The organism is Mycobacterium sp. ENV421 (genome assembly GCF_002887815.1).
Taxonomy (GTDB): domain Bacteria; phylum Actinomycetota; class Actinomycetes; order Mycobacteriales; family Mycobacteriaceae; genus Mycobacterium.
Genome location: NZ_PDHO01000012.1, coordinates 59635 through 81684, shown reverse-complemented (window position 1 = coordinate 81684; position 22050 = coordinate 59635). Strand labels below are relative to the sequence as shown.

Annotated in this window: 22 protein-coding genes; 7 read left to right on the top strand and 15 right to left on the bottom strand. The window is 69.6% G+C overall.

Annotation, left to right across the window (positions count from 1 at the left end):
- Window positions 1-4: 4 nt before the first annotated feature.
- Window positions 5-1648 (bottom strand): ABC transporter substrate-binding protein, encoded by a 1644-nt coding sequence (locus tag CRM90_RS16125; protein ID WP_102807960.1) that lies wholly within the window; start codon window positions 1646-1648, stop codon window positions 5-7.
- Between the two features lie 195 nt (window positions 1649-1843).
- On the opposite strand from CRM90_RS16125, the gene CRM90_RS16120 reads away from it, so the two are divergent.
- Together CRM90_RS16120 and CRM90_RS16115 are read left to right on the top strand one after the other, a co-directional pair.
- On the top strand, window positions 1844-2677 hold the full coding sequence (locus CRM90_RS16120) for a GntR family transcriptional regulator (RefSeq protein WP_102807959.1): 834 nt from the start codon (window positions 1844-1846) through the stop codon (window positions 2675-2677).
- Window positions 2678-2706: 29 nt separating this feature from the next.
- On the top strand, window positions 2707-3261 hold the full coding sequence (locus CRM90_RS16115; RefSeq protein ID WP_102808021.1) for a type 1 glutamine amidotransferase domain-containing protein: 555 nt from the start codon (window positions 2707-2709) through the stop codon (window positions 3259-3261).
- Here the strand turns inward: CRM90_RS16115 and ribD are convergent.
- The 8 genes from ribD to CRM90_RS16075 all read right to left on the bottom strand — a co-directional run bounded on the left by ribD (window position 3258) and on the right by CRM90_RS16075 (window position 12524).
- Window positions 3258-4277, bottom strand: coding sequence for a bifunctional diaminohydroxyphosphoribosylaminopyrimidine deaminase/5-amino-6-(5-phosphoribosylamino)uracil reductase RibD (gene ribD / locus CRM90_RS16110; RefSeq protein ID WP_102807958.1), 1020 nt, complete (start codon window positions 4275-4277; stop codon window positions 3258-3260). The genes CRM90_RS16115 and ribD overlap by 4 nt on opposite strands.
- Entirely contained in the window at window positions 4274-4957 is a 684-nt protein-coding gene (gene rpe, locus CRM90_RS16105; protein ID WP_199189917.1) for a ribulose-phosphate 3-epimerase, read from the bottom strand. The genes ribD and rpe overlap by 4 nt, the downstream gene beginning before the upstream one ends.
- The gene (locus CRM90_RS16100) at window positions 4957-6297 is read right to left on the bottom strand and encodes an RsmB/NOP family class I SAM-dependent RNA methyltransferase (protein WP_102808020.1); all 1341 of its coding nucleotides are present in this window, start codon (window positions 6295-6297) and stop codon (window positions 4957-4959) included. The genes rpe and CRM90_RS16100 overlap by 1 nt, the downstream gene beginning before the upstream one ends.
- A 149-nt stretch (window positions 6298-6446) precedes the next feature.
- Entirely contained in the window at window positions 6447-7376 is a 930-nt protein-coding gene (fmt, locus tag CRM90_RS16095) for a methionyl-tRNA formyltransferase (protein ID WP_102807957.1), read from the bottom strand.
- 4 nt (window positions 7377-7380) lie between these two features.
- Window positions 7381-7917: a LemA family protein gene (locus CRM90_RS16090; protein ID WP_102807956.1), complete on the bottom strand. Its 537-nt coding sequence runs from the start codon at window positions 7915-7917 to the stop codon at window positions 7381-7383.
- Window positions 7911-9716, bottom strand: coding sequence for a DUF2207 domain-containing protein (locus tag CRM90_RS16085; RefSeq protein ID WP_102807955.1), 1806 nt, complete (start codon window positions 9714-9716; stop codon window positions 7911-7913). The genes CRM90_RS16090 and CRM90_RS16085 overlap by 7 nt, the downstream gene beginning before the upstream one ends.
- 25 nt (window positions 9717-9741) lie before the next feature.
- Complete coding sequence (locus CRM90_RS16080; RefSeq protein ID WP_102807954.1) at window positions 9742-11739, bottom strand: primosomal protein N'; 1998 nt, start codon at window positions 11737-11739, stop codon at window positions 9742-9744.
- A gap of 32 nt (window positions 11740-11771) precedes the next feature.
- Window positions 11772-12524, bottom strand: coding sequence for a lysoplasmalogenase (locus tag CRM90_RS16075; protein ID WP_102808018.1), 753 nt, complete (start codon window positions 12522-12524; stop codon window positions 11772-11774).
- Here CRM90_RS16075 and CRM90_RS16070 point away from each other — a divergent pair.
- The 4 genes from CRM90_RS16070 (at window position 12490) to CRM90_RS16055 (ending at window position 16382) form a co-directional block, all read left to right on the top strand.
- Window positions 12490-13428: an alpha/beta hydrolase gene (locus CRM90_RS16070; protein WP_102807953.1), complete on the top strand. Its 939-nt coding sequence runs from the start codon at window positions 12490-12492 to the stop codon at window positions 13426-13428. The genes CRM90_RS16075 and CRM90_RS16070 overlap by 35 nt on opposite strands.
- A 93-nt stretch (window positions 13429-13521) precedes the next feature.
- Window positions 13522-13917 (top strand): hemophore-related protein, encoded by a 396-nt coding sequence (locus CRM90_RS16065; protein ID WP_036337995.1) that lies wholly within the window; start codon window positions 13522-13524, stop codon window positions 13915-13917.
- 61 nt (window positions 13918-13978) lie between these two features.
- Entirely contained in the window at window positions 13979-15571 is a 1593-nt protein-coding gene (locus CRM90_RS16060; protein WP_102807952.1) for an adenylate/guanylate cyclase domain-containing protein, read from the top strand.
- 67 nt (window positions 15572-15638) lie between these two features.
- Entirely contained in the window at window positions 15639-16382 is a 744-nt protein-coding gene (locus tag CRM90_RS16055) for a 3-oxoacyl-ACP reductase family protein (RefSeq protein WP_102807951.1), read from the top strand.
- Window positions 16383-16393: 11 nt separating this feature from the next.
- Here the strand turns inward: CRM90_RS16055 and metK are convergent, their stop codons facing one another.
- From metK to mihF, 5 genes are all read right to left on the bottom strand, one after another.
- Entirely contained in the window at window positions 16394-17602 is a 1209-nt protein-coding gene (gene metK, locus CRM90_RS16050; protein ID WP_083122934.1) for a methionine adenosyltransferase, read from the bottom strand.
- 115 nt (window positions 17603-17717) lie between these two features.
- Window positions 17718-18962, bottom strand: coding sequence for a bifunctional phosphopantothenoylcysteine decarboxylase/phosphopantothenate--cysteine ligase CoaBC (gene coaBC / locus CRM90_RS16045; RefSeq protein WP_502693281.1), 1245 nt, complete (start codon window positions 18960-18962; stop codon window positions 17718-17720).
- Between the two features lie 21 nt (window positions 18963-18983).
- Complete coding sequence (rpoZ, locus tag CRM90_RS16040) at window positions 18984-19286, bottom strand: DNA-directed RNA polymerase subunit omega (protein WP_036338010.1); 303 nt, start codon at window positions 19284-19286, stop codon at window positions 18984-18986.
- A gap of 81 nt (window positions 19287-19367) precedes the next feature.
- Window positions 19368-19985 carry a guanylate kinase gene (gene gmk, locus CRM90_RS16035; RefSeq protein ID WP_102807949.1) on the bottom strand — a complete coding sequence of 206 codons (618 nt, stop codon included), beginning with the start codon at window positions 19983-19985 and terminating at the stop codon, window positions 19368-19370.
- A 7-nt stretch (window positions 19986-19992) separates the two neighbouring features.
- Window positions 19993-20316: an integration host factor, actinobacterial type gene (mihF, locus tag CRM90_RS16030; protein ID WP_036338016.1), complete on the bottom strand. Its 324-nt coding sequence runs from the start codon at window positions 20314-20316 to the stop codon at window positions 19993-19995.
- Window positions 20317-20785: 469 nt separating this feature from the next.
- On the opposite strand from mihF, the gene CRM90_RS16025 reads away from it, so the two are divergent.
- Complete coding sequence (locus tag CRM90_RS16025; RefSeq protein WP_102807948.1) at window positions 20786-21229, top strand: hypothetical protein; 444 nt, start codon at window positions 20786-20788, stop codon at window positions 21227-21229.
- On the opposite strand, the gene pyrF is transcribed toward CRM90_RS16025, so the two are convergent.
- Complete coding sequence (pyrF, locus tag CRM90_RS16020; RefSeq protein WP_102807947.1) at window positions 21226-22047, bottom strand: orotidine-5'-phosphate decarboxylase; 822 nt, start codon at window positions 22045-22047, stop codon at window positions 21226-21228. The genes CRM90_RS16025 and pyrF overlap by 4 nt on opposite strands.
- Between the last annotated feature and the right edge of the window lie 3 nt (window positions 22048-22050).

Below are 22050 nucleotides of genomic sequence, written 5' to 3'. Positions count from 1 at the left end.
AGTCTCAGGCCGGCTTCACGTCGAGGTAGTTCACCCGTGGGAAGTTCAGGATCATGCCGCCGTTCATCGGCTGCCAACCGGTCCAGGTAGTGGTCCGGGTACCGGTGAGCTTCTTCTGATACCACATCACGATGTAGGGGCAGGCGGCGTAGTGAATGGCCTGCATCTCCTGGACCAGCGCGACCCGGGCAGCGCGGTCGACTGTGGTCGATTGCTGTTGATAGAGCTCGTCATAGCGGGGGTCGGTCCAGAACGTGTCGTTGTTGCCGCCGATTTGGTCGGTGGTGGCGATGCCCAGGAGGTACGACGGGTCGTAGAACGAGGAATCCCAGCCCCAGATCATCACGTCCCAGTCCGGGGTGTCGGCGTTGTAGACCGTCGCGCCCATGCTGTCGGCGTCGGTGCTGGACAGCTTGAGGTTCACCCCGACGGCTTTGGCCGCGGTGACAAACAGGTCGGCGGCCTTCATATCCACCGTGGTGTCGGCGATGACCAGCAGCCGGAACTCCAGTGGCGCACCGTCTTTGGATTCGCGGATGCCATCGCCGTTGCGGTCGGTGTAGCCGGCCTTGTCGAGCAGCTCCTTGGCCTTGGCCGGATTGTTGTCCAACACCGCGTCGGGTGCGGGCACGAAGTGGAAGTCGCCGAAGGCCGGTGGCAGCAGATCGGTACCGGGTTCTCCATAGCCGGCCAGCGCCAGCTCGACCAGCTGCCTGCGGTCGACCGCGCAGGACAGCGCCTGGCGCACCACCGGATCACGCAGAATGGGGTTGCCCTTCGAGCCGGGGGCGGTCGAACAGTTGAAGCCGATCATGTGGAATGAGAACGATTCCATCGCAGTCGTTTTGACGTTGGAGGCGTTCTGCAGACCGGTGTAGATCGTGGGCGGCACCTCCGGGACGATGTCGATGTCGCCGCTCCGCAGCGCCTGGGTGACCACGTCGTCGGAGCCGAATTTGGTCCAGGTGACTTTCTGGGCTGCCGGTTTGGCACCCCACCACGCATCGTTTCGGGTGACGGTGGCAACACTGCCCTTGTCCCAGGAGACGAAGCTGAACGGTCCGGTTCCGACCGGCTTGTCGTTTGCATACTTGGGCAGATCGTCCTTTGCGACGCTCTCCCACAGGTGCTTTGGGGCGATGGGCATGATGACGCCGGGCTGCAGCGTCTGCGGCTGCGAGTAGGTCAGCCGAACCTGGTTGTCGCCGACTTTGACCGCATCGGTGAGGTCCTTCACGTAGGCCCCATAGGTGCCGTAGTCGTTGTCGCGCACCATCAGGAAGGTGAAGACGACGTCGTCGGCGCTGAAGTCCTTGCCGTCGTGCCACTTCACCCCGGACCGCAGGCTGTAGGTGAAGGTCTTGCCGCCGTCGGTGACCTGCACGTCGGTGGCCAGCGAGGGCCCGATGTTGAGTTGCGCGTCATAGCCCATCAACCGGTCGTAGACCAGTTGCAGGACGTCGTCGGACTGGGTGGAGTCCGCGGTGAACGGATTCAACGAGTCGATATCGGTGGTGGAGCCGACCCGCAACACGGTGCTGCTCGCCGTCTGCGGTGCGCAGGACGCGAGCGCCGCCGCTCCGCCCACGGCGGCGGCAACCACCGCCGAGGTCCGCAGAAACGTCCGACGATCTATCGCTGATGCCATGGCAATCCCTTCTGAGCCACACTCTGTATACAGAGTAGTATGAGTGTCGTTGATTGCCGGCCCATTGCGTGATTGTTTCGGAAAGTTTTCGGGTTATTCGGGAAAACTCTCAGTTCACAAGCATAATCACCGCAATACCGGGTATCTGCATACTGAGTGCACTAACCTGTTGGTGCGGGGAGGGAGAACACCACGATGCCGACGGCCAAGCGCGCCGAGACCACCGCGGCGCCCGCGGACCGCAAGCTGCGGTACCAGCACGTCTACGACCTCGTGCTCGGGATCATGGCTGAGCGCGGCCTCCAGCCCGGCGATCGCCTGCCCTCGACAACAGAGCTCGCCGAGATCGCCGGAGTCAGCGGCATCAGCGTGCGGCGCGCCCTCGACGAACTCGAGCGGGCCGGCAAGATCACCCGGCGGCAGGGCCTGGGGACATTCGTCGCCGAGCCGCGTATCGCGAGCGACCCGACGCGCCCCGGCGAACTGCTACACACCCTGCTCGACAACGAGCGCGGACTCCCCGCGGTCAGCACCGCGTTGATCTCCATCGGTGTCGGACTTCCGAGTACGACGATTGCCACCGCGTTGGGGGTCGATCCCGGCCAACCGGTGTGGGAGATCTGGCGTAAACGCAGCATCGGCAGCTCCGACAAGATCCTCGAGCGCGCCGTGTTGCCGTTGGACAGAGTCCCCGCGATCGACCACGATCTCCTGGCCGAGGGCGGCTCGCTGTATCGCTTCATCGCGGAGCGTTACCAGCTCACCGATGAGTACACCGAGCAGGCGTTCGAAGTCGACACCCCCAACAGCTGGGAGGCCGAACACCTGGACATCCCGGCGGGCGACCCGATCGTCCGAGTGCGCGGGGTCAGCTTCGACGCCGACGGGCAGGCCTTCGACTGCTTCGAACAGTGCTACCGCGCCACGAAATTCACGTTCTACACCGCGGGCCAGACCCGCCACCGCATCCTTGGGCCCTCGGAGTTGTCCAACTGGTCGGTCGCACCGTTGACCAACCCGGTGTATTGACCAAGCGGTCGGCGGGTACCCGACTGGTCATGAGCAACGAACTCTCTGGCAAGAAGATCGCATTCCTGGTCGCCCCCGAGGGCACCGAGCAGGTCGAGTTGACCAAGCCGTGGGAAGCCGTCGAGAAGGCCGGCGGCACCCCGGAGCTGGTATCGACCGAGGTCGGCAAGGTCCAGGCGTTCAACCACCTCACCCCGGCCGACACCTTCGAGGCAGACAAGGCGGCCGACGCCGTCTCGGCGTCCGACTACGACGGTCTGGTGCTGCCCGGCGGGGTGGCCAACCCCGATCTGCTGCGCACCAACTCGTCGGCGGTCGGCTTCATCAAGGGCTTCTTCGACGCGGGCAAGCCGGTCGGCGTGATCTGCCACGGGCCGTGGACCCTGATCGAGGCCGATGTGGTCGAGGGCCGTCAGATCACCTCGTGGCCCAGCGTGCAGACCGATCTGCGCAACGCCGGGGCCGAGTGGGTCGACCAGGAGGTCGTGGTGTGCACCGGCGGCCCGAACACCCTGGTCTCCAGCCGCAAGCCCGACGATCTGCCCGCGTTCTGCGGACAACTGGTCGAAACGTTCGCCGGCTAGCCGGGCACCAGGCTCAGCAGCAGGTCCGGCCCGATCCGGTCGACGCCGTCGTAGCGCCAGCGCAACGCCCGCGCAATGCTGGGCACGCCGACGTCGTCGACGGCGGTGACCGGACCGCCGAGCAGGATCGGCCCGACGTAGGCCAGGATTCGGTCGATGACACCGGCCCGCAGGAACGCGCCGGCCAGGGTCGGCCCGCCCTCGAGCAGCACATCGGTGCGATCGGACAACGCCTGGATCACCTCGTGCGGATCGTGGGTGCGGATCACCATCGTGTGCGAATCCTCGTTGAGCACATTGGCTTCCGGCGAGATCTCCCGCATGCCGACCACCACACGCAGTGGCTGTCGCTCGGCAAGCCCGCCGCCGGGCAACCGGGCCGTCAGCGTCGGGTCGTCGATGTCCACCGTGCCGGTGCCGACGACGATCGCGTCGCATGCGGCGCGGCGGATGTGCAGGTCGGCGCGGGCGGCCGCACTGGTTATCCACTGCGAGGATCCGTCCGCGGCCGCGCTGCGGCCGTCGACACTGGTGGCGAATTTCCAGGTGACGTGCGGGCGTCCGGCCCGCTGCTTGTGCAGCCACTCGCGCAGCGGACCGGCGGCCACCTCCTCGGCGCACACTCCGGCGACAACGTCGATTCCGGCGGCGCGCAGGCGATCAGCACCTCCGGAGGCCACCGGATTGGGATCGGCGACGGCGTACACCACGGACGCCACCCGGGCCTGGATCAGGGCATCGACGCACGGCGGGGTGCGCCCATGATGGTTGCACGGTTCTAGCGTGACGACGGCGATACCGCCGGCCGCCCGCTCCCCCGCCTCCCTCAGTGCCATCACCTCGGCATGCGGGCCGCCGGTGGGCGCAGTGCCACCGACGCCGACGACTTCGCCCTCCGCACTCAGAATGACCGCTCCCACAGGCGGATTCGGGTACGTCGAGCCTTTGACCCGCTGCGCCCGGTCGATGCCCAGCCGCATCGCGGCGTCGACCTCCGCCGGCGTGGGTGCGGTCATATGCGCAGATGCTGCGACGCGGAGGCGGCCTGCCTGCGCAGCGCCTCGACCGCCGCGGCCGGGTCACCGGCGCCGTAGACCGCCGAGCCGGCGACGAAGCAGTCGACGCCGGCCTCGGCGGCCTGCTCGATGGTGTCCGCGTTGATGCCGCCGTCGATCTCCACCAGGATCGTCAGATCGCCCGAGTCGACCAGCCGGCGGGCGGTCGCAACCTTGGACAGCACCTCGGCGATGAAGCTCTGGCCGCCGAAGCCCGGCTCGACCGACATCACCAGCAGCGTGTCGAAGTCGCGCAGGATGTCCAGGTACGGCTCCAGCGGGGTGCCCGGCTTGACCGACAGGCCGGCCTTGGCGCCCGCGGCGCGGATGTCGCGGGCCACCGCGACCGGGTTGTCGGTCGCCTCGGCGTGGAACGTCACGTTGTACGCGCCTGCCTCGGCGTAGCCGGGCGCCCAGCGGTCGGGGTCGTCGATCATCAGATGGCAGTCCATCGGGATGTCGGTTGCCTTGAGCAGGCTCTCCACCACCGGCAGGCCCAACGTGAGGTTGGGGACGAAGTGGCCGTCCATCACGTCGACGTGCAGCCAGTCGGCGCCCTCGACCGCGGCGGCCTCCTCGGCCAGGCGGGCGAAGTCGGCGGACAGGATCGACGGGGCGATCAGGGGTCGCATGGCAGCCATTAAACAGTCTTCTGCAGAGCGGCCGCGAACATGGCGTCGGTGCCGTGCCGGTGCGGCCACAGCTGCACGTGCGGGCCGTCACCGAGTTGGTCTGCCGGGGCGAACAGCGGGCGGGTGTCCAGCGCGGTGACGCGATGGCGGCGCAGCGCATCGGAGACCACTCCGACGGTCTCGGCCAGGTGCGGGGAACAGGTGGCGTAGAGCACCACGCCGCCGGGGCGGACCAGGGCGATCGCGGCGGCCAGCAGTTCGCGCTGCAGCTTGGCCAGCACCGGGACGTCGGCCGGGGTGCGGCGCCAGCGGGCCTCCGGGCGGCGCCGCAACGCCCCCAGTCCGGTGCAGGGCGCGTCGACGAGTACCCGGTCGAAACTGCCGGGCTGCAGCGACGACTCGCGGCCGTCGACGCGCAGCACCTCGACCGGCAGGCCACGGGTGTTCTGCTCGACCAGCTCGGCCCGGCGCGAGGCCGGCTCGATCGCGGTGACGGTGCCACCCTGCTGTGCGGCGATCGCGGCGATCAGCGCGGTCTTACCGCCCGGGCCGGAGCACAGGTCCAGCCAGCGGCCACCGTCGTCGCCGACCAGCGGTGCCAGCGTCAGCGCCCGGGCCACCAGCTGGCTGCCCTCGTCCTGCACCAGCGCCTTGTCCTCGCGCACCGCGGCCAGCCGGCCCGGGTCACCGCTGCCGAGGTACACCGCGTACGGCGAGTAGCGGCCGACAGTCCCGTCGACCGCGGTGGCCAGCTCGTCGGCGGTCAGCACACCGGGGCGTGCGGCCAGGTGCACGCCGGGGCGGGCGTTGTCGGCGGCCAGGGCGGCGTCCAGCTCGCCCGCGTGGGCGCCGAGCGCATCGGCGAACGACTGGGCGATCCAGCGTGGATGGGCGTTGACGAACGCCAGGTGGCCGACCGGGTCGGTGTCCTTGGACGGGGCCAGTTCGGCCACCCAGCCGGCCTCGTCGCGCCCGGAGATCGTGCGCAATACGCCGTTGACGAAACCTGCTCGGACACTGTCGAATTCGATGCCGGCCTGCTCGACGGTGGTGGATACCGCGGCATGTTCGGCGACGTTGGTGCGCAGCAGCTGATAGCTGCCCAGGCGCAGCAGGTCCAGCAGCACCGGGTCGATCTGCTCGATGGGGCGGCCAGCGGCGGCCGAGATCACGGCGTCCAGCAGACCCATGGTGCGGCAGGTGCCGTAGGCGAGTTCGGTGGCGAATGCCGCGTCGCGGCCGTGGATGCCGCGCTCGGCCAGCATCGACGGTAACACCAGGTTCGCGTAGGCGTCCCGCTCCGATACCGCGCGCAGCACGTCGAACGCCGCCTGACGGGCCGGGTCCAGCGGGGTGCGCCGCGACCTGCGCGGCGGGCGTTGCTGGGTGCGATCCCGTCCGGGCGGCGCTCCGGTGCGGTCCCGCTTCTGGCCGGAGCCATTTTGAAAACGCTTGCCGCCCTGCGGTTTGCCGCGTCCTGGCCGCTGCGGTCGATCCGTCACGATGCCCGCACCGTCTCGTCGAGCCGGGCACCGCGGGCCCAGTCCGCCGCGTTCATGAGCTTCTTGCCGGGTGGCTGCACCTGGCCGAGGAGTACCGGCTGCGACCCGGTACCCACCCGGACCCCGGACCTATCCACGGTCATCTCCCCCGGCGCCAACGCCGGGGCCGCCTCGTCGACGCTGACCGGGCCGACCTTGACCCGCAGGTCGCCGATCATCGTCCACGCACCGGGATTGGGGGTGACCGCGCGGATCCGGCGGTCGACGACGTGAGCGGGCAGGTCCCAGGAGATCCGCGCCTGCTCGACAGTGATCTTCGGCGCGACACTGACCCCGTCAGCGGGCTGCGGCACCGGCGTCAGGGTTCCGTCGCCGATGCCGTCCAGCGTCGCCTCCAGCAGGCCGGCACCGGAGACGGCCAGCCGGTCCAGCAGATCACCGGAGGTGTCGGCAGGTCGCACAGTCTCGGTGACCACGCCGTAGACCGGTCCGGAGTCCAGACTCGGTTCGATCAGGAAAGTCGTTGCGCCGGTAACGGAGTCGCCGGCGGCAATCGCGGCCTGCACGGGCGCCGCGCCGCGCCAGGCGGGCAGCAGCGAGAAGTGCAGGTTGATCCAGCCGTGCGGGGGAACGGCGAGCAACGCCTCGGACAGCAGCGCGCCGTAGGCCACCACCGCGCAGCACTCCGGAGCCAGCTCGGCCAGCTCGGCGACGAACTCCGGCGAGTTCGGCCGTGCCGGGCGCAGCACCGGGATCCCTACCTCGTCCGCGAGGCGGGCAACCGGTGACGGCGCGGGTTTGCCGCGGCGTCCGGCGGCCGCGTCCGGACGGGTGAGCACCGCGATCACGTCGTGGCGCGGTGAGTCGATCAGCCGCTGCAGCGACGGCAGGGCCGGTTCTGGTGTGCCGGCGAAAACGATTCGCATGCCTCTACTTTGGCACCTGGTAGAACTCGCGCTGCGAGACCCCGGCCATCGGCGCCACGAACATCGTCGGAATCGTGGTGATCAGCCGGTTCACCGTCGCCACCGCGTCGTTGTAGTACTGCCGGGCGAACGCGAGCTTGTCCTCGGTGTCGGCGAGATTCTGCTGCAGGTTGAGGAAGTTGTTCGAGGAGTTCAGTTGCGGGTAGGTCTGGCCCAGCGCCAGCACCTGACCGACCGCGCTGTCGAACTCCTTTTCGGCCGAACTCCGTTGCGCCACAGACTTCCCCGTGGTTGCAGCAGCCAGCGCGGTCTGCGCGTCGGCGACGTGGTCCAGGATGGCCTTCTCGTGCGCCGCGAAGCTCTGGACGGTCTGCACCAGGCTGGGGATCAGCGACGCCCGCCGGGTGAGCTGAACGTCGATGCCGCCCAGCGCTTCGTCGACCCGGACGTCGGCGGCGCGAACTTTGTTGTAGCCCAGCACAAATCCGATCAGCACCAAGACCGCGAGCACCAGCACCACGATCAGCACGAAGCTCACCACGATCCGCCTCCTCCCCCGCCACCACCGCCGCCGCCTCCGCCGCCACCGCCCCCACCGCCGCCACTGCTGGACGACGACGAGGACTGCGAGGCGGTGTAGGCGCCGATCGACGACGACAACGCCGACTCGAAGCTGTCGAAACTAGCACCCCCGCTGGTCGCGGTATGCCAACCGGTGCCCGACGACGAGTGATACCAGTCCGGCTGCGGATCGACTTGGCCGGTCGCGGTCTGGTACTTGCGTGCCCACAGCGCGGCCACCCCGCCGGCCACCGCGAACGGGATGTAGGCGGTGTAGAGGTCCTTGCGGGCGGCGAAGTCGAAGCGCGACTCGGCCGAGTCGGTGGCCAGCATCCGGTGGAAACCGCCGACCTGCGACCACAGTTCGCGCCCCGCGGCGGTGCGCCTGCTGCCCACGCCGTCGGTCCAGGACCTGACCGAGAACAGGAAGAACAGCGCGAACGGCAGCCCCCACAGCGTGGCCGGGGACCAGATGAAGGCGCAGCCGGCCAGCACCAGGGCGAGGAAATTGAAGAACCGCAGCCAGAGCTCCTTCGAGCGCTTGACCATCAGGCCGTCGAACGCCCAGTTCTTGACCGCCGCGGTCATGTCCTCCTTGGCGCTGGACAGCTTCTTGCCCGCGGTCACGGTGCCGTTGGCGTCGAAGCGGGCGTCCGGCCCGATCACCTTGAGCGCCCCGCCGACGGCGATGCTGACCGGGTCGACGTCGGCCCACGCCGCCGACCGTGCGCTGCCGGTGATGGTCCACTTCTTCGCGCTGACCTGGTGCAGCGTGATCAGCTTGCGTTCGGCGAGGTAGAACAGCGTCGCGGTCAGACCGTTGGCCGGCACCTTCTCGGTGCGGATGTATTCGCATTGCACCGGTCCCAGGCCGGGCGGCGGCGCGTACTGCAGCGGAAACCCGGGTGGTGGCTCGACCGTCGTGCGCCACCACAGGAAGGCGCCGAGGCCGGCCGCCACTGTCGCGCCGACCAGCCACAGGGCGGCGGGCAGCGACCGGCCGAGGACCGGGTCCCAGCCGAAGGTCCAGGGCAGCTCGGCACGGGGCGGGGTGGGTACCTCGACTCCGGCCCGCACCGTGACCGGTGTGCGAGGAGCCAGATTGCTCGCCGACAGGTGCACGCGATCGCCGCTGACGGTCAGGTCGTCGCAGGCGCGGCCGAGGCGAAAGCCGACCGAGCACTGGGCGCCGCTGACCCCACCGGGCAGGGTGATCGAGATGTCGGCGTGGTCGATGGTGTTGTTCCACGCCGGGGCGACGACGTTCCAGAAGAACGCCGACTGCGCCGAGGGATCACCGGTCGACGACGCGAACCTGCGGTCCGCACCGGTGTCGCCCGGGTCGAGGACGCCGTCGATGCTGTAGCGGATCCGGTAGACGTGGGTGCCGTAGTCGAGGTAGCTGTTCGGATCGCCGATCTTGGCCACCCGGAAGCGTTTTCCGCTCTCCCACTGCAACGTGAAGGGCACCGGCTGGTCGTCGAGAAGGATCTCGGTGATCCGCGGTTCCTGGCGGACGTGGGGGCTGTTGAGGTTGGCGACGTCCCAGTACCGGAAGATCCCGTGCCGTCCGCTGGGGAACTCACCGGTGATGATCTCGGTGGCGTCCAGCCGGCCGTCGCGGTCGACGACGAACTCGGCGCGATAGTCGGTGATGACCACCGGATCTGACGACGGGCCACCCTGCGCACTGCCGGTGAACACCAGCGGCCACAGCAGGCCGATGACGATGAGCAGCATGGCGATCGAGACCCAGATGACCCGACCCGTCCACTTCATCGCGCCTCCCCCGTTTCGACGGGTCTCACCCTATGTGCAAGGGGTCGATCTGTACCCGGACTGCTTCGTGGTCGTGCCGGGCGCTGGCGATCGCGATGGCGCTGCGCAGCGACGCGGCCAATGCCAGACCCTCGTCCCGGCCGACCCGCACGAGCATCCGGATGACGGGTTCACCGGGCGCGGTGGCGGGTGGGCGGCGGACTCCCGGCGGCAGGTCGACGGGTCCGAGCTGGTCGGCGTCTTCGGGCAGTTCGGCGTGGTCGAGCAGCGCACCGACGGCGGCCGCGCCGCCGTCGACGGCGGCCATGTGCACGCTCGGCGGCAGCCCGACCTCGGCGCGGGCCTCCACCTCGGCTTCAGCGTGGCCGACCGGGTCCCACTTGATCAGCGCCTGCACGGTCGGGATGGCTGATTCGGCGACCACCGCCACCACCCCGCCGTCGCCGCGGGGCCGCACCTGCGCGGCGGCGGCCATCCAGCGCCGCAGGGTGTCCTCGGCCGCCCGCAGGTCCTGGCGGCCCAGCAGCGCCCAGCTGTCCAGCAGCAGCGCGGCGCCGTAGCCGCCCTCAACCCGGGGTTCGGCGCCGGGGGTGGCGACGACGAGGGCAGGCCCCGGCTCGATCTCGGTGTGCACGGCGTCGCCCGCCGAGGTGATCACCGTGGTGCCCGGGAAGGCCCGGCCCATCTCCTCGGCGGTCCGGCGCGCACCGACGACGACCGCGCGGATCGCGTCCGAGCCGCAGCGCCGGCAGCGCAGCGCGGTGTCCATCCGCCCACACCAGCGGCACACCGCTCCGGCGGCATCCCGTTCGGACAGCGACAGCGGCCCCATGCAGTGCCGGCAGCGGGCGATTGTCCGGCACCGGGCGCACGCCACCGACGGGACGTAACCCCGCCGCGGCACCTGGATCAGCACCGGCGCCTCGCGTTCCAGTGCGCCGCGCGCGGCCCGCAATGCCAGCGACGGCAGCCGCGCCGAGCGGGCGGCCGGGTCGCGTTCTTCGGCGTAACCCTCGTCGTCGAGGGCCACCACCCGCGGCGCCGCCGCCCGGACCAGCGGCCGCGCCGCCACCAGGTCGTGCGCCCAGCCGCTGCGCACCAGCGCATGCGCCTCGGCGGTGCGGGCGTAACCGCCGATCACCGCCGCGCAGCGCAGCTGATGCGCGCGCAGCATCGCCACCTCGCGGGCGTGCGGATACGGGGCGCGCGGTTCGGCCAGGGTGTCGTCGCCGTCGTCCCAGACGATCACCAGACCGAGGCGTTCGACGGGGGCGAACACCGCGCTGCGGGTGCCGATGACCAGGCGGGCCTGCCCCCGCAGCGCCGACAGCCAGCGCCGGTAGCGCGCCGACGGTCCCAGGCCCGCCGACAGCGCGACGACGGCCGCCGGGTCGATCCGGGCGGTGGCGGCCTGCCACAGCGCGTCGATGTCGCGCTGGTCGGGAACCACGGCCAGCACCCCGTAGCCCCCGCCGACCGCCGCCGCGGCGGCTTCGGCGATCCGGTCGCACCACTGCTCGCCGGGCAGCGCCTGCCACACCGCGCGGGCGGCCCGGCCTTCGCTCAGGGCGGTCAGGAACTGGTCTCCGCGGCTGTAGCGGGCCCAGCCGGCCGGGTCGACCGGCTCGACGACGGGCAGCAGCGGCGCCTCGGCCTGCATCTTCTCGGCGCGGGCGTGGCGCGGCGGAATGGCCAGCCGCAGTACGTCCGGGCGGGTGCCGGCGTAGCGGGCGGCGACGGCGTCGACGAGCCTGCGCACCTCCGGGGTGAGCACCGGCTCGGCCGAGATCACCCGGTCCAGCCAGCCCAACTGTCCGACGTGGTCGGTGTCGGACCGGCGCTCGAGCACGAAGGCGTCGACCAGCCGGCCGTGGAAGCGGACCCGCACCCGTACCCCGGGCTGGGCATCGTCGGATTGTTCGGCCGACACCAGGTAGTCGAATTCACGGTCCAGGTGCGGAACCGACAACATCGGCAGCACCCGGGCGATGGGTTCGTGCTCGGCGGCCCGCCGGATCGGCATCGTCGAAGACTAACGACGGGCCCGACAGACTTTTAGTCAGCGCCGCCGTTTTGGTCAGCCCCCGCCCGGCCGAAGAACAAGCCCGCGGTGATCAGCACCATTGATGTCGCGTACACCCACCAGATCGGGACCTCCAGTGCGTTGGAGTCCAGCACGAAGCGGCCGATGCCGATCATCCCGTCCGACACCGCGAAACACACCGCCCCCAGCGCCGTCCACACCGTGGGGAGCCGGGCCAACAACGCCGAACACACCATCGCGGCCAGCACCGCCATATAGACGAGGACAGGGATGGTCAGCCCATCGGCCACCAGGCTCGGCCAGAACCAGATCAGCAAACTCACGCAGGCGATGACCACGACGGCGCACACGACCGTGCGCGGCCGGCTGGTACCCCGCAGCGGCAGCAGCGCACCCAGGAAACAAAGGTGGGCCACCAGGAACGAGCCGAGGCCCAGCACGAACGACGGCTGCCACCAGGGCATCGCCAGGAAGAAGTCACCGCCCGCCGAGAACAGAAGGGCCGCCAGCAGCCAGCGCCGCTCCCGGACGATCGGGTGCCAGAGCGCAGCCACCGCCAGCAGCACAGCCATCAGCGCCTTGACGACGGGCTGGCCGGGAAATTGGCCGGTGAGCTCGGCGTTGGCAGGCAGCCGCAGCGCCTCGACCGCTAGGAAGACGCCGTAGCCGACCGCGACCGCGACACCGGCCGCCCACCAGGTTGTCAGGGTGCGTAAGTACGGTGATTTAATGCCCAGCTCGGACAAACCGCCGGTCGATGCCATCCTGCAGAAGGTACTGGACGCGGTGCCTTTCCAGTTGACCGTCGACGGCGGCATCGACGAGGCGCGTCGCCGGCTGCGTGATCTCCCGCGCCGCCCCGTGCACCCGGATTTGCGGGTGGAGAACCACCAGATCGACGGCCCGGCGGGCCCGATTCCGGTCCGGGTCTACTGGCCGGACGGTGTGAGTGATCCGCCGGTGACCATGTACTTCCATGGCGGCGGTTTCGCCGTCGGTGACCTGGACACCCACGACGGCACGGCCCGCGAACACGCCGTCGCCGCGGGCACGCTGGTGGTGTCGGTCGACTATCGACTGGCCCCGGAGCATCCCTACCCGGCCGCGGTCGACGACGTCTGGGCGGCCACCCGATGGGTGGCCGACAACGCCGATCGCTTCGGCGCGGACGGCTCGCGGCTCGCGGTGGCCGGCGACTCCGCGGGCGGCACGCTGTCGGCGGTCGTGGCGCAGCTGGCCCGGGACAACGGCGGCCCGCCGATCGCGTTCCAGCTGCTCTGGTACCCGTCGACGATGTGGGACAACTCGCTGCCGTCGTTCACCGAGAACGCCGGCGCACCGGTTCTCGACAATGCCGCGATCGAGGCGTTCACCAGGTGGTATGCCGGCCACGTCGACCTGACCGACCCGCCGGCCGCCCTGGCGCCGGGCCGCGCCGCCGACCTCTCCGGTCTACCCCCGGCATACGTCGCCGTCGCCGGGCACGACCCGCTGCGCGACGACGGCGCCCGCTACGCCGAGTTGTTGGCGGCCGCGGGTGTAACGGTCGAGCTGCATTTGGCCGACACATTGGTGCACGGCTACCTCGGTTACGCCGGGGTGGTGCCGGCCGCCACTGAGGCGGCCGACCGTGGATTAGCCGCTCTGCGCGCAGCGTTGCACGCCTGAGCGGACGAAAACGCACGGCTAGCAGCAACCTTGTCGGGACCGTCCGGACAGGCCACAATGGCACCAATCGCCACAATCGGGAGGATCTACCCCATGAACATTGCTGAAGCCGCCGGCACCCGGCGCACGCTCGGCATCTGTCTCGGCGCCGTCGCGGTCGGTCTGGCATCCGCCGTCATCGCCGCTCCGGCCGCCGTCGCGGCGCCGGACTGCAGCAAGCCCGCCGTCGATGCCCAGGTCGCCCAGTCTCAGGGCGCGATCCAGGGCTACCTCAACACGCACCCGGACGGGCAGCGGATGCTGATGACCGCGGCCCTGCAGCCGCGCGCTCAGGCCTCCGCCACCCTGCAGGCCTACGCCCAGTCGAACCCGCAGGAGTACCAGGAGTTCACCGCACTGCTGGCTCCGCTGGGCACGCTGCAGAAGCAGTGCGGCGTCCAGGTCATCCCGCCGCAGTATCAGTGGGCGTTCGACCAGTTCGTCGGCTGATCAACTCCGCCTCACCAGTACAGCCCGGCCGTTATGACTCGACGGCCGGGCTGACTGTTTGATGCCGGTCCAACGAACTCACCGCGTCCTGGAGTGGCTCACCCAACAGAGCACCCAGGCCCAGGCCACCCCGGAGTACGGCTCGTGGCTGCTCGGACGGGTCTCGGAAAGTCAGCGCCGCCGGCGCATCCGGATCCAGGTGATCCTCACGGTCTTCGTGGTGGTGGCCAACCTCATCGGCGTCGCCGTCGCGATGTCGGTGATCACGGTCGCCATCCCGGTGCCCAACATTTTCGCCGGCCGCGCCCACGTGATCACGACTGTGGTGGCTCCCGCCTACGTGGTCGTCGCGGTGATCGTCGGCTGGGTGTGGGCCACCCGCCGCGTCCTCGACGCATTGCGGTGGTCGATCGAGGATCGCTCGCCCACCGCGCGCGATCAGCGCAACACTTTCCGCGCCCCCTGGCAGCTGACCGTTATCCCGTTGGTGCTCTGGGGTGTTGGCGCGGCCCTGCTGACCACTCTGTACGGCATGGTCGACACCGGATACATCCCCAAGATGCTGTTCGGGATCACGTTCAGCGGGATCGTGGTGTCGGCGAGTTGTTATTTCTTCACCGAATTCGCCTTGCGTCCGGTCGCGGCTCAAGCGCTCGAGACCGGCACACCCGAGCACCGTGGCGGCCCTGGAGTGCTGGGTCGCACGATCATGGCGTGGGTGCTGGGGTCCTGCGTGCCCGTCATCGGGATCGCGCTTGCCGCGGGTTTCACCCTGACACTGCGCAATATGACGGTGACCCAGCTGTCGGTGGCGGTGTTGCTCTTGGCCGGTGCCGCAGCGATTTTCGGCTTCATCCTGATCCTGATCGCCTCCTGGTTGATCGCCACGCCGGTTCAGGTCGTGCGCGCGGCGATGCAGCGGGTCGAGGACGGGGATCTCGACACCCACGTGGTGGTGTTCGACGGCACCGAACTCGGTGAACTGCAGCGCGGCTTCAACCGGATGGTCGAGGGACTACGCGAGCGCGACCGGGTCCGGGATCTGTTCGGCCGCCACGTCGGGCGCGATGTCGCACTGGCCGCCGAAAAGCGCAACATCAACCTCGGCGGCGAAGAGTGTTCGGCCGCAGTGCTATTCGTCGACATCGTCGGATCGACTGAGGTGGTGGGCAGCCGGCCGCCGGTCCAGGTCGTCGAGTTGCTCAACGAATTCTTCGGCGTGGTGGTCGACGAGGTCGAGCTCTGCGGCGGGCTGATCAACAAATTCGAAGGCGACGGCGCACTGGCGGTGTTCGGCGCACCGGTCGCGCAGGAACACCCCGAGACCAACGCGCTGGCCGCCGCCCGGGCGATCGCCGATCGCCTGCGCCGCGACGTGCCGGACATCTCGGTGGGCATCGGAGTGGCGGCCGGCATCGTGGTGGCCGGCAACATCGGGTCCCACCACCGTTTCGAGTACACCGTGATCGGCGACCCGGTGCACGAGGCCTCCCGGCTGTGCGAGATGGCCAAGAAGACCGGCGCCGGCGTGCTGGCGTCGGCTGCTGCCCTGGACGCCGCCGACGCCGCCGAACAGCGCTTCTGGACTTTGGGCGACGAGGTGGTGCTGCGCGGCCGATCGTCGCCGACCCGGTTGGCTGCCCCGGCGGAATGATCTCGGGCCTGCGCTACTTGTTCTGGTTTGGCATTCCAACAGCTGGACGACGTAACGGAGGAACCCCATGACCACACCCCTGGCCGGCCGGCGCGCACTGGTCACCGGCGGCTCGCGCGGCATCGGCGCCGAGATCGTGCGGCGCCTGGTCGCCGACGGCGCCGCGGTGGCGTTCACCTACCAATCGTCGGCCCAGACGGCTCAGGCCCTGGCTGACGAACTGGTCGCCGAGGGGGGCAAGGTCGTCGCGATCCAGGCCGACAGCGCCGACCCGGCCGCCGTCACCGCCGCGGTCGACGAAACCGTCGCGGCCCTTGGCGGGCTGGACATCCTGGTCAACAACGCCGGTATCGCCTCCGCCGGCCTGATCGAGGACTTTCCGCTCGAGGAGTTCGACCGGTTGCTCGCGGTCAACGTGCGCGGTGTCTACGCCGCGATCCAGCGGGCGGTCCCGCATCTGGGCGAGGGCGGGCGGATCATCACCATCGGCAGCGTCAACGCCGACCGGGTGCCGATGAACGGGCTGGCCGTGTACGCGCTGACGAAGGCGGCCGTCGCGGGCCTCAGCCGCGGCCTGGTCCGCGAGCTCGGGCCGCGCGGTATCACGATCAACACCATCCAGCCCGGACCGGTGGCCACCGACATGAATCCCGAGGTCGGCGGATTCTCCGACCAGGTGCGGCCCTTCATCGCCGTCGGGCGCTACGGGCAGCCTCGCGATATCGCCAGTGCGGTCGCCTATCTGGCGTCGCCGGAGGCCGGCTACGTCACCGGCACCACGTGGAACGTCGACGGCGGGTTCGTCATCTAGCGCGCAGGCGGCTAGACCGAGTTCTTCAGGTCGTCGACCTTGTCCAGCCGCTCCCACGGCAGGTCGATATCGGTGCGACCGAAGTGGCCGTAGGCGGCGGTCGGCGCGTAGATCGGGCGCAGCAGGTCCAGGTCGCGCACGATGGCGCCCGGGCGCAGGTCGAACACCGCGGTGATGGCCTTCTCGATGCGGGCCGGGTCGACGGTCTCGGAGCCGAAGGTCTCGACGAACAGGCCCACCGGGGCGGCCTTGCCGATGGCGTAGGCGACCTGCACCTCGACCCGCTCGGCCAGGCCGGCGGCGACGACGTTCTTGGCCACCCAGCGCATCGCGTACGCGGCCGAGCGGTCCACCTTTGACGGGTCCTTGCCGGAGAACGCACCGCCGCCGTGGCGGGCCCAGCCGCCGTAGGTGTCGACGATGATCTTGCGGCCGGTCAGGCCGGCGTCACCCATCGGGCCGCCGAGCACGAACTTTCCGGTCGGATTCACCAGCAGCCGGAAGTCCGAGGTGTCCATGGTGTCGTGGCCGAGATCGGCCAGCACGGTGTTGACCACCTTCTCCCGGATGTCCGGGGCCAGGGTGTTCTCCAGGTCGATGCCTGCGGCGTGCTGCGTGGAGAGCACGACGGTGTCCAGTCGCACCGGGGTGGTGCCCTCGTACTGCACGGTGACCTGGGTCTTGCCGTCGGGGCGCAGGTAGTCCAGCACGCCGCTCTTTCGTACCTCGGTCAGCCGGCGGGCCAGCCGGTGCGCCAGCGCGATCGGCAGCGGCATGAGCTCCGGGGTGTCCTTGATGGCGTAGCCGAACATCAGCCCCTGGTCGCCCGCGCCCTGCAGATCCAGCGGGTCGCCGGCCCCCTCGACGCGGGTCTCGTGAGCGGTGTCCACGCCCTGGGCGATGTCGGGCGACTGCCGGCCGATGCCGATGTTGACGCCGGCGGTCTCGCCGTCGAAGCCCTTCTCCGAGGAGTCGTAGCCGATGTCCAGAATGCGCTTGCGCACGGTGTCGTTGATGTCGGCGAACGCTTCCTTGGCCGACGTGGTCACCTCGCCGATGACGTGCACTTGGCCGGTGGTGACAGCGGTCTCCACCGCGACGCGGGACTTCGGGTCCGCGGCAAGCAGCGAGTCGAGAATCGAGTCGCTGATGGCGTCACAGATCTTGTCGGGGTGTCCTTCGGTGACCGACTCGCTGGTAAACAGCCGACCTGTGCTCACAGTGTTTTCCTTTCAAGAACTTAGTTCGGCGAATCATATATTCGCCCCTGACAGACCAAACCGGCACGGTACGTCCCGCGCAAGGCTTATGCGCACATTTCGTTATCTTGCGAAGCTAGGCCTCGCGCCGCAGGAGCATCGCGATCGCGTCCACGATACGGCTTGCCATCAGCGTCTTCGACCCGTGTTCCAACGCAAACTCGGTGCCGTCGGCGCTCAACAACCATCCATCGTTGTTGTCCACCTCGAATGCCCGCCCCTCACCGACCGCGTTGACGACGAGCAGATCGCAGCCTTTGCGGGACAGCTTGGCGCGGGCGTGGAACAGCACATCACCTTCTCTGTCGCCGGTTTCGGCGGCGAAGCCGACGATGGCCCGCATGTTGGGCAGCTGCCCGTCGGTACGCTGACGCACCGCCCCGGCCAGCACGTCGTCGGTACGCACCAACTCGATAGCGGGCGCATCCACCACATCGGGCTTCTTCTTGATCTTGCTGGCCTCCACGTGGGCGGGCCGGAAGTCGGCGACGGCGGCGGCCATCACGAGAACGTGGGCGTCCGGCGCGTGCTTGGTGACGGCCTCGTGCAGCTGCGCGGCGGACGTGATGTGCAGGACGTGTACGCCGGCGGGGTCGGCGAGCCCGGCGGTGTTGCCGGCGATCAGCGTGACGTCGGCACCGCGCTGGGCGGCGACCCTGGCCACGGCGTACCCCTGCTTGCCGGAGCTGCGGTTGCCGATGAAGCGGACCGGGTCGATCGCCTCGCGGGTGCCACCCGCACTCACCAGGAGTTTGACACCGCTGAGGTCGAACGGCATCGCGTCGGCGCGGGCCAGCAGAAGTTCGGCGAAAGTGGTGATCTCCTCCGGCTCGGGCAGCCGTCCCGGGCCGGTGTCGGCGCCGGTGAGTCGCCCGGATGCCGGTTCCAGCACCACCGCCCCGCGGCGGCGCAGCATCTCCACGTTGGCGACGGTGGCCGGATGCAGCCACATCTCGGTGTGCATGGCCGGCGCGAACAGCACCGGGCAGCGGGCCGTGAGCAGAGTCGCGGTCAGCAGGTCGTCGGCACGGCCGGAGACGGCGCGGGCCAGCAGATCGGCGGTGGCCGGCGCGACGACGACGAGGTCGGCTTCCTGCCCGAGCCGGACGTGCGGAACTTCGTCGACGTCTTCGAAGACGCCGGTGTGAACCGGATGCCCGGACAGGGCCTCGAACGTGGCGGCGCCGACGAACCGCAAGGCTGATTCGGTGGGGATGACGCGGACGTCGTGACCGGCCTCGCTGAGCTGGCGAACGACCGAACACGCCTTGTATGCGGCGATGCCTCCGGCGACGCCGACGATGATCCGCTTGCGGTTCATCAACTGGCCCGGGCTGCTGGGCTACTCGCCTTCGGTGTGCTCGAGCAGGTCGCCGTGGATCTCGCGCATCGAGATCGACAGCGGCTTCTCCTGGAGGCCGGGCTCGACCAGCGGGCCGACGTATTCGAGGATGCCGTCACCGAGCTGGTTGTAGTAGTCGTTGATCTGCCGGGCACGCTTGGCCGCATAGATCACCAGCGCGTACTTGCTCGACACCCGGTCCAGCAACTCGTCGATGGGCGGGTTGGTGATGCCCAACGGTGTGTCATAGGCGGTTGCGGCACCCGGGGCCGGATCGTAGTGATCCGTGCTGGCTTGCGTCACGTAGAACTTCTTCCTGGCGGATTGTGGGTCTGACTCGGTCTGATGAGGCGGTGTCTCACGCCGGCTGCGGGGGCTGAATTGTCATGAATCTTCGCGGCCCACCAGCAAGGATACCAATTCGGCGCAGGCCGACTCCAATTGGCTGTTCACGACAACCACGTCGAACCGGCCCTGAGCTGCGAGCTCGGCCCGGGCGGTGGCCAGCCGACGCTCCACGTGCTCCTGGGTTTCGGTACCCCGACCGGCCAATCGCTGTTCGAGGGCCTCCCAGCTGGGCGGCGCCAGGAACACGGTCAGCGCCTCCGGCATCGCCCGTTTCACGGCCTCGGCACCGGCCAGGTCGACCTCGATCAGAACCGGGTGACCGGTCGCGGCGGCCTCGGCCACCGGCGCGGCCAGCGTGCCGGACCGTTGCAGACCATTGTGGATCTCTGCCCATTCGAGCAGCTCACCGTCGTCGATCAGCTGCTGAAAACGTGCGGGGGTGACGAAGTGGTAGTCGACCCCGTCCACCTCACCCGGGCGCCGGGCCCGGGTGGTGGCCGACACGCTGAAGTGCAGGTCGGGTACTTGCTCACGCAGGCAACGGACGATCGTCGACTTCCCTACCCCGGATGGCCCGGACAGCACCACCACTCGGCCACGGCCGCGGTGGTCGGGCGTAGCGCCCGCGCTGTCCGGCCCTCCGCCGGCATTCACCGACTGTCTAGTCAGCGGTGAAGTCGAACTTTTCCAGCAGTGCCTTGCGCTGCCGATCGCCGAGTCCGCGCAGGCGGCGGGTCGGGGCGATCTCGAGCTCGGTCATGATTTCCTGCGCCTTGACCTTGCCCACCTTGGGCAGGGCTTCCAGCAGTGCGGAAACCTTCATCTTGCCGAGGACCTCGTCGGTCTCAGCGTCCTTGAGCACCTGCTTGAGGTTGGTGCCACCACGCTTGAGCCGATCCTTGAGCTCAGCTCGTGCGCGACGCGCGGCAGCAGCCTTCTCCAACGCGGCTGCACGCTGCTCGTCGGTCAACTGGGGAAGGGCCACGGGTTCCTCCGTCTCATCACCATCATTGTTTTGCCTGGGCCGGGTACTTCAGCCAGCGACGCCGACCGTACCCACGCTCTCTGACGAAATCTAACCCCACCCCCTGATTACCGATGCAAAGCCGCAGGATATGGCACAAGATCACCTTGTTCGGACAGCTGTCGGGACAGCCGTCCGCCCGCTGCGCGACGACGCGCCGATCTTCGCGATCCGGCCGGAAAATGCGCTGCGACCTGCATGTTCTCCACTAACCGGTGGTTCGCCGTAGACCGGACACCCGTCCGACGGGGTGAGCCGGGTCCGAATTTCACCTCACAGGCAGGTCGCGGCGTGTCGGGCGTGTCGAGACGCACCCGTCCGCGCGCTTACCGCACACATAGCTGAGCGAAAGATTTTGCATAGCCCAGCTACCTAACGTGGTGGATGTCGGGGTGTTCAGCGAGAAATTCGACCCTCGAAGGGGCGTGCCATGTCCATCACACATTCCACCCGGGCTGCCGCACTGGCAGTTGGGATCACCATCGCGGGGCTCACGGTGGGAGCGGCGCCGGCGCTGGCCGATCCCGGTCCGGGCCCCGGACCAGGCCAAGGCCCAGGCCAGTGCGGTTTCCAGGGTTGCCAAGGACCCGGCCAGCGCGGCCCTGACGGCCCCGGAGGTGATCGCCGCGGCCCCGGCCCGGCGGACTGGCGTGGCGGCCCTGGTAGCGGGCCTGGCGGCCCGCAATGGCGCGGCGACGACGACCGCGGCTGGCGGCCCGGCCCGCCGCCGCGCGACCTCGGCTGGCGCGGGATCGACCAGGGCCGGTGGGATCATCAGCCGTTCAACTACAACGGCAACTGGGTCAGCCCGGTGTTCGACCGGGGCTACCAGGCCTGGGGATTCTGGCTGTTCGGGGTGTGGATCCCGCTCTAGGCCAGATACGCCACCTGGTCACGCAGCTGGTCGGCCGCCGCCCGAATCGCGGCGACGGCCGGTCCGGCGCGCAGGACCTCCCGGCTCACCGCGGGCAGCACCTGCCCGGGTAGGGCGCCCCCGAGACCGCCGAGGGTCTCGGGGCGTCCGCCCTGGGCGCCGACGCCGGGCACCAGCACCGGCCCGCCGAGCTCACTGAGGTCGGGCACCACATCCAGCGTGGCGCCGACCACGACGCCGACCGAGCCCAGTTGCGGCTGGTCGGCTCGGTTGATCGCAGCCGCCTCGTCGACGATCGCCTGCGCGACGGTGCGCTGCCCGGTCATGGCGCGCTGCACCGAGGCGCCTTCGGGGTTGGACGTCGCGGCGAGCACGAACACGCCGCGGCCGTTGGTCGCGGCCAGCTCCAAAAGCGGGTGCAGCGAGCCGAACCCGAGGTAGGGCGAGGCGGTGACCGCGTCGGCGGCCAGCGGACCGTCGCCGGCCCAGGCCTGCGCGTACGCCGCCATCGTCGACCCGATGTCGCCGCGCTTGGCGTCGGCGAGCACCAGCACACCCGCCTCCCGCAGCGCGGCGATCGTGGTCTCGAGGACCGCGAAACCCGCTGAGCCGTAAGCCTCGAAGAACGCCACCTGTGGTTTGACGATCGCGAATCCGGCATACGCCTGCACGCAGTTCTCGCTGAACCGGGCCAGGCCGTCGGCGCTGACCGGTAGATCCCAGGCGCGCAGCAGCTCCGGGTGCGGGTCGATGCCCAGGCACAGCGGACCGCGCTCGGCGATCGCCGCGGCCAGCCGGACGCCGAAGGTCTCGGTCATCGG

Coding starts and splice junctions, on each gene's coding strand:
- pyrF (WP_102807947.1), bottom strand. CDS start 22,047: ATGACCGAGACCTTCGGCGTCCGGCTGGCCGCGGCGATCGCCGAGCGC.
- CRM90_RS16025 (WP_102807948.1), top strand. CDS start 20,786: ATGTCCATCACACATTCCACCCGGGCTGCCGCACTGGCAGTTGGGATC.
- fmt (WP_102807957.1), bottom strand. CDS start 7,376: ATGCGAATCGTTTTCGCCGGCACACCAGAACCGGCCCTGCCGTCGCTG.
- CRM90_RS16065 (WP_036337995.1), top strand. CDS start 13,522: ATGAACATTGCTGAAGCCGCCGGCACCCGGCGCACGCTCGGCATCTGT.
- rpe (WP_199189917.1), bottom strand. CDS start 4,957: ATGGCTGCCATGCGACCCCTGATCGCCCCGTCGATCCTGTCCGCCGAC.
- CRM90_RS16075 (WP_102808018.1), bottom strand. CDS start 12,524: ATGGCATCGACCGGCGGTTTGTCCGAGCTGGGCATTAAATCACCGTAC.
- coaBC (WP_502693281.1), bottom strand. CDS start 18,962: ATGAACCGCAAGCGGATCATCGTCGGCGTCGCCGGAGGCATCGCCGCA.
- CRM90_RS16120 (WP_102807959.1), top strand. CDS start 1,844: ATGCCGACGGCCAAGCGCGCCGAGACCACCGCGGCGCCCGCGGACCGC.
- CRM90_RS16060 (WP_102807952.1), top strand. CDS start 13,979: ATGCCGGTCCAACGAACTCACCGCGTCCTGGAGTGGCTCACCCAACAG.
- CRM90_RS16115 (WP_102808021.1), top strand. CDS start 2,707: ATGAGCAACGAACTCTCTGGCAAGAAGATCGCATTCCTGGTCGCCCCC.
- CRM90_RS16125 (WP_102807960.1), bottom strand. CDS start 1,648: ATGGCATCAGCGATAGATCGTCGGACGTTTCTGCGGACCTCGGCGGTG.
- CRM90_RS16085 (WP_102807955.1), bottom strand. CDS start 9,716: ATGAAGTGGACGGGTCGGGTCATCTGGGTCTCGATCGCCATGCTGCTC.
- CRM90_RS16055 (WP_102807951.1), top strand. CDS start 15,639: ATGACCACACCCCTGGCCGGCCGGCGCGCACTGGTCACCGGCGGCTCG.
- ribD (WP_102807958.1), bottom strand. CDS start 4,277: ATGACCGCACCCACGCCGGCGGAGGTCGACGCCGCGATGCGGCTGGGC.
- CRM90_RS16070 (WP_102807953.1), top strand. CDS start 12,490: ATGCCCAGCTCGGACAAACCGCCGGTCGATGCCATCCTGCAGAAGGTA.
- CRM90_RS16080 (WP_102807954.1), bottom strand. CDS start 11,739: ATGCCGATCCGGCGGGCCGCCGAGCACGAACCCATCGCCCGGGTGCTG.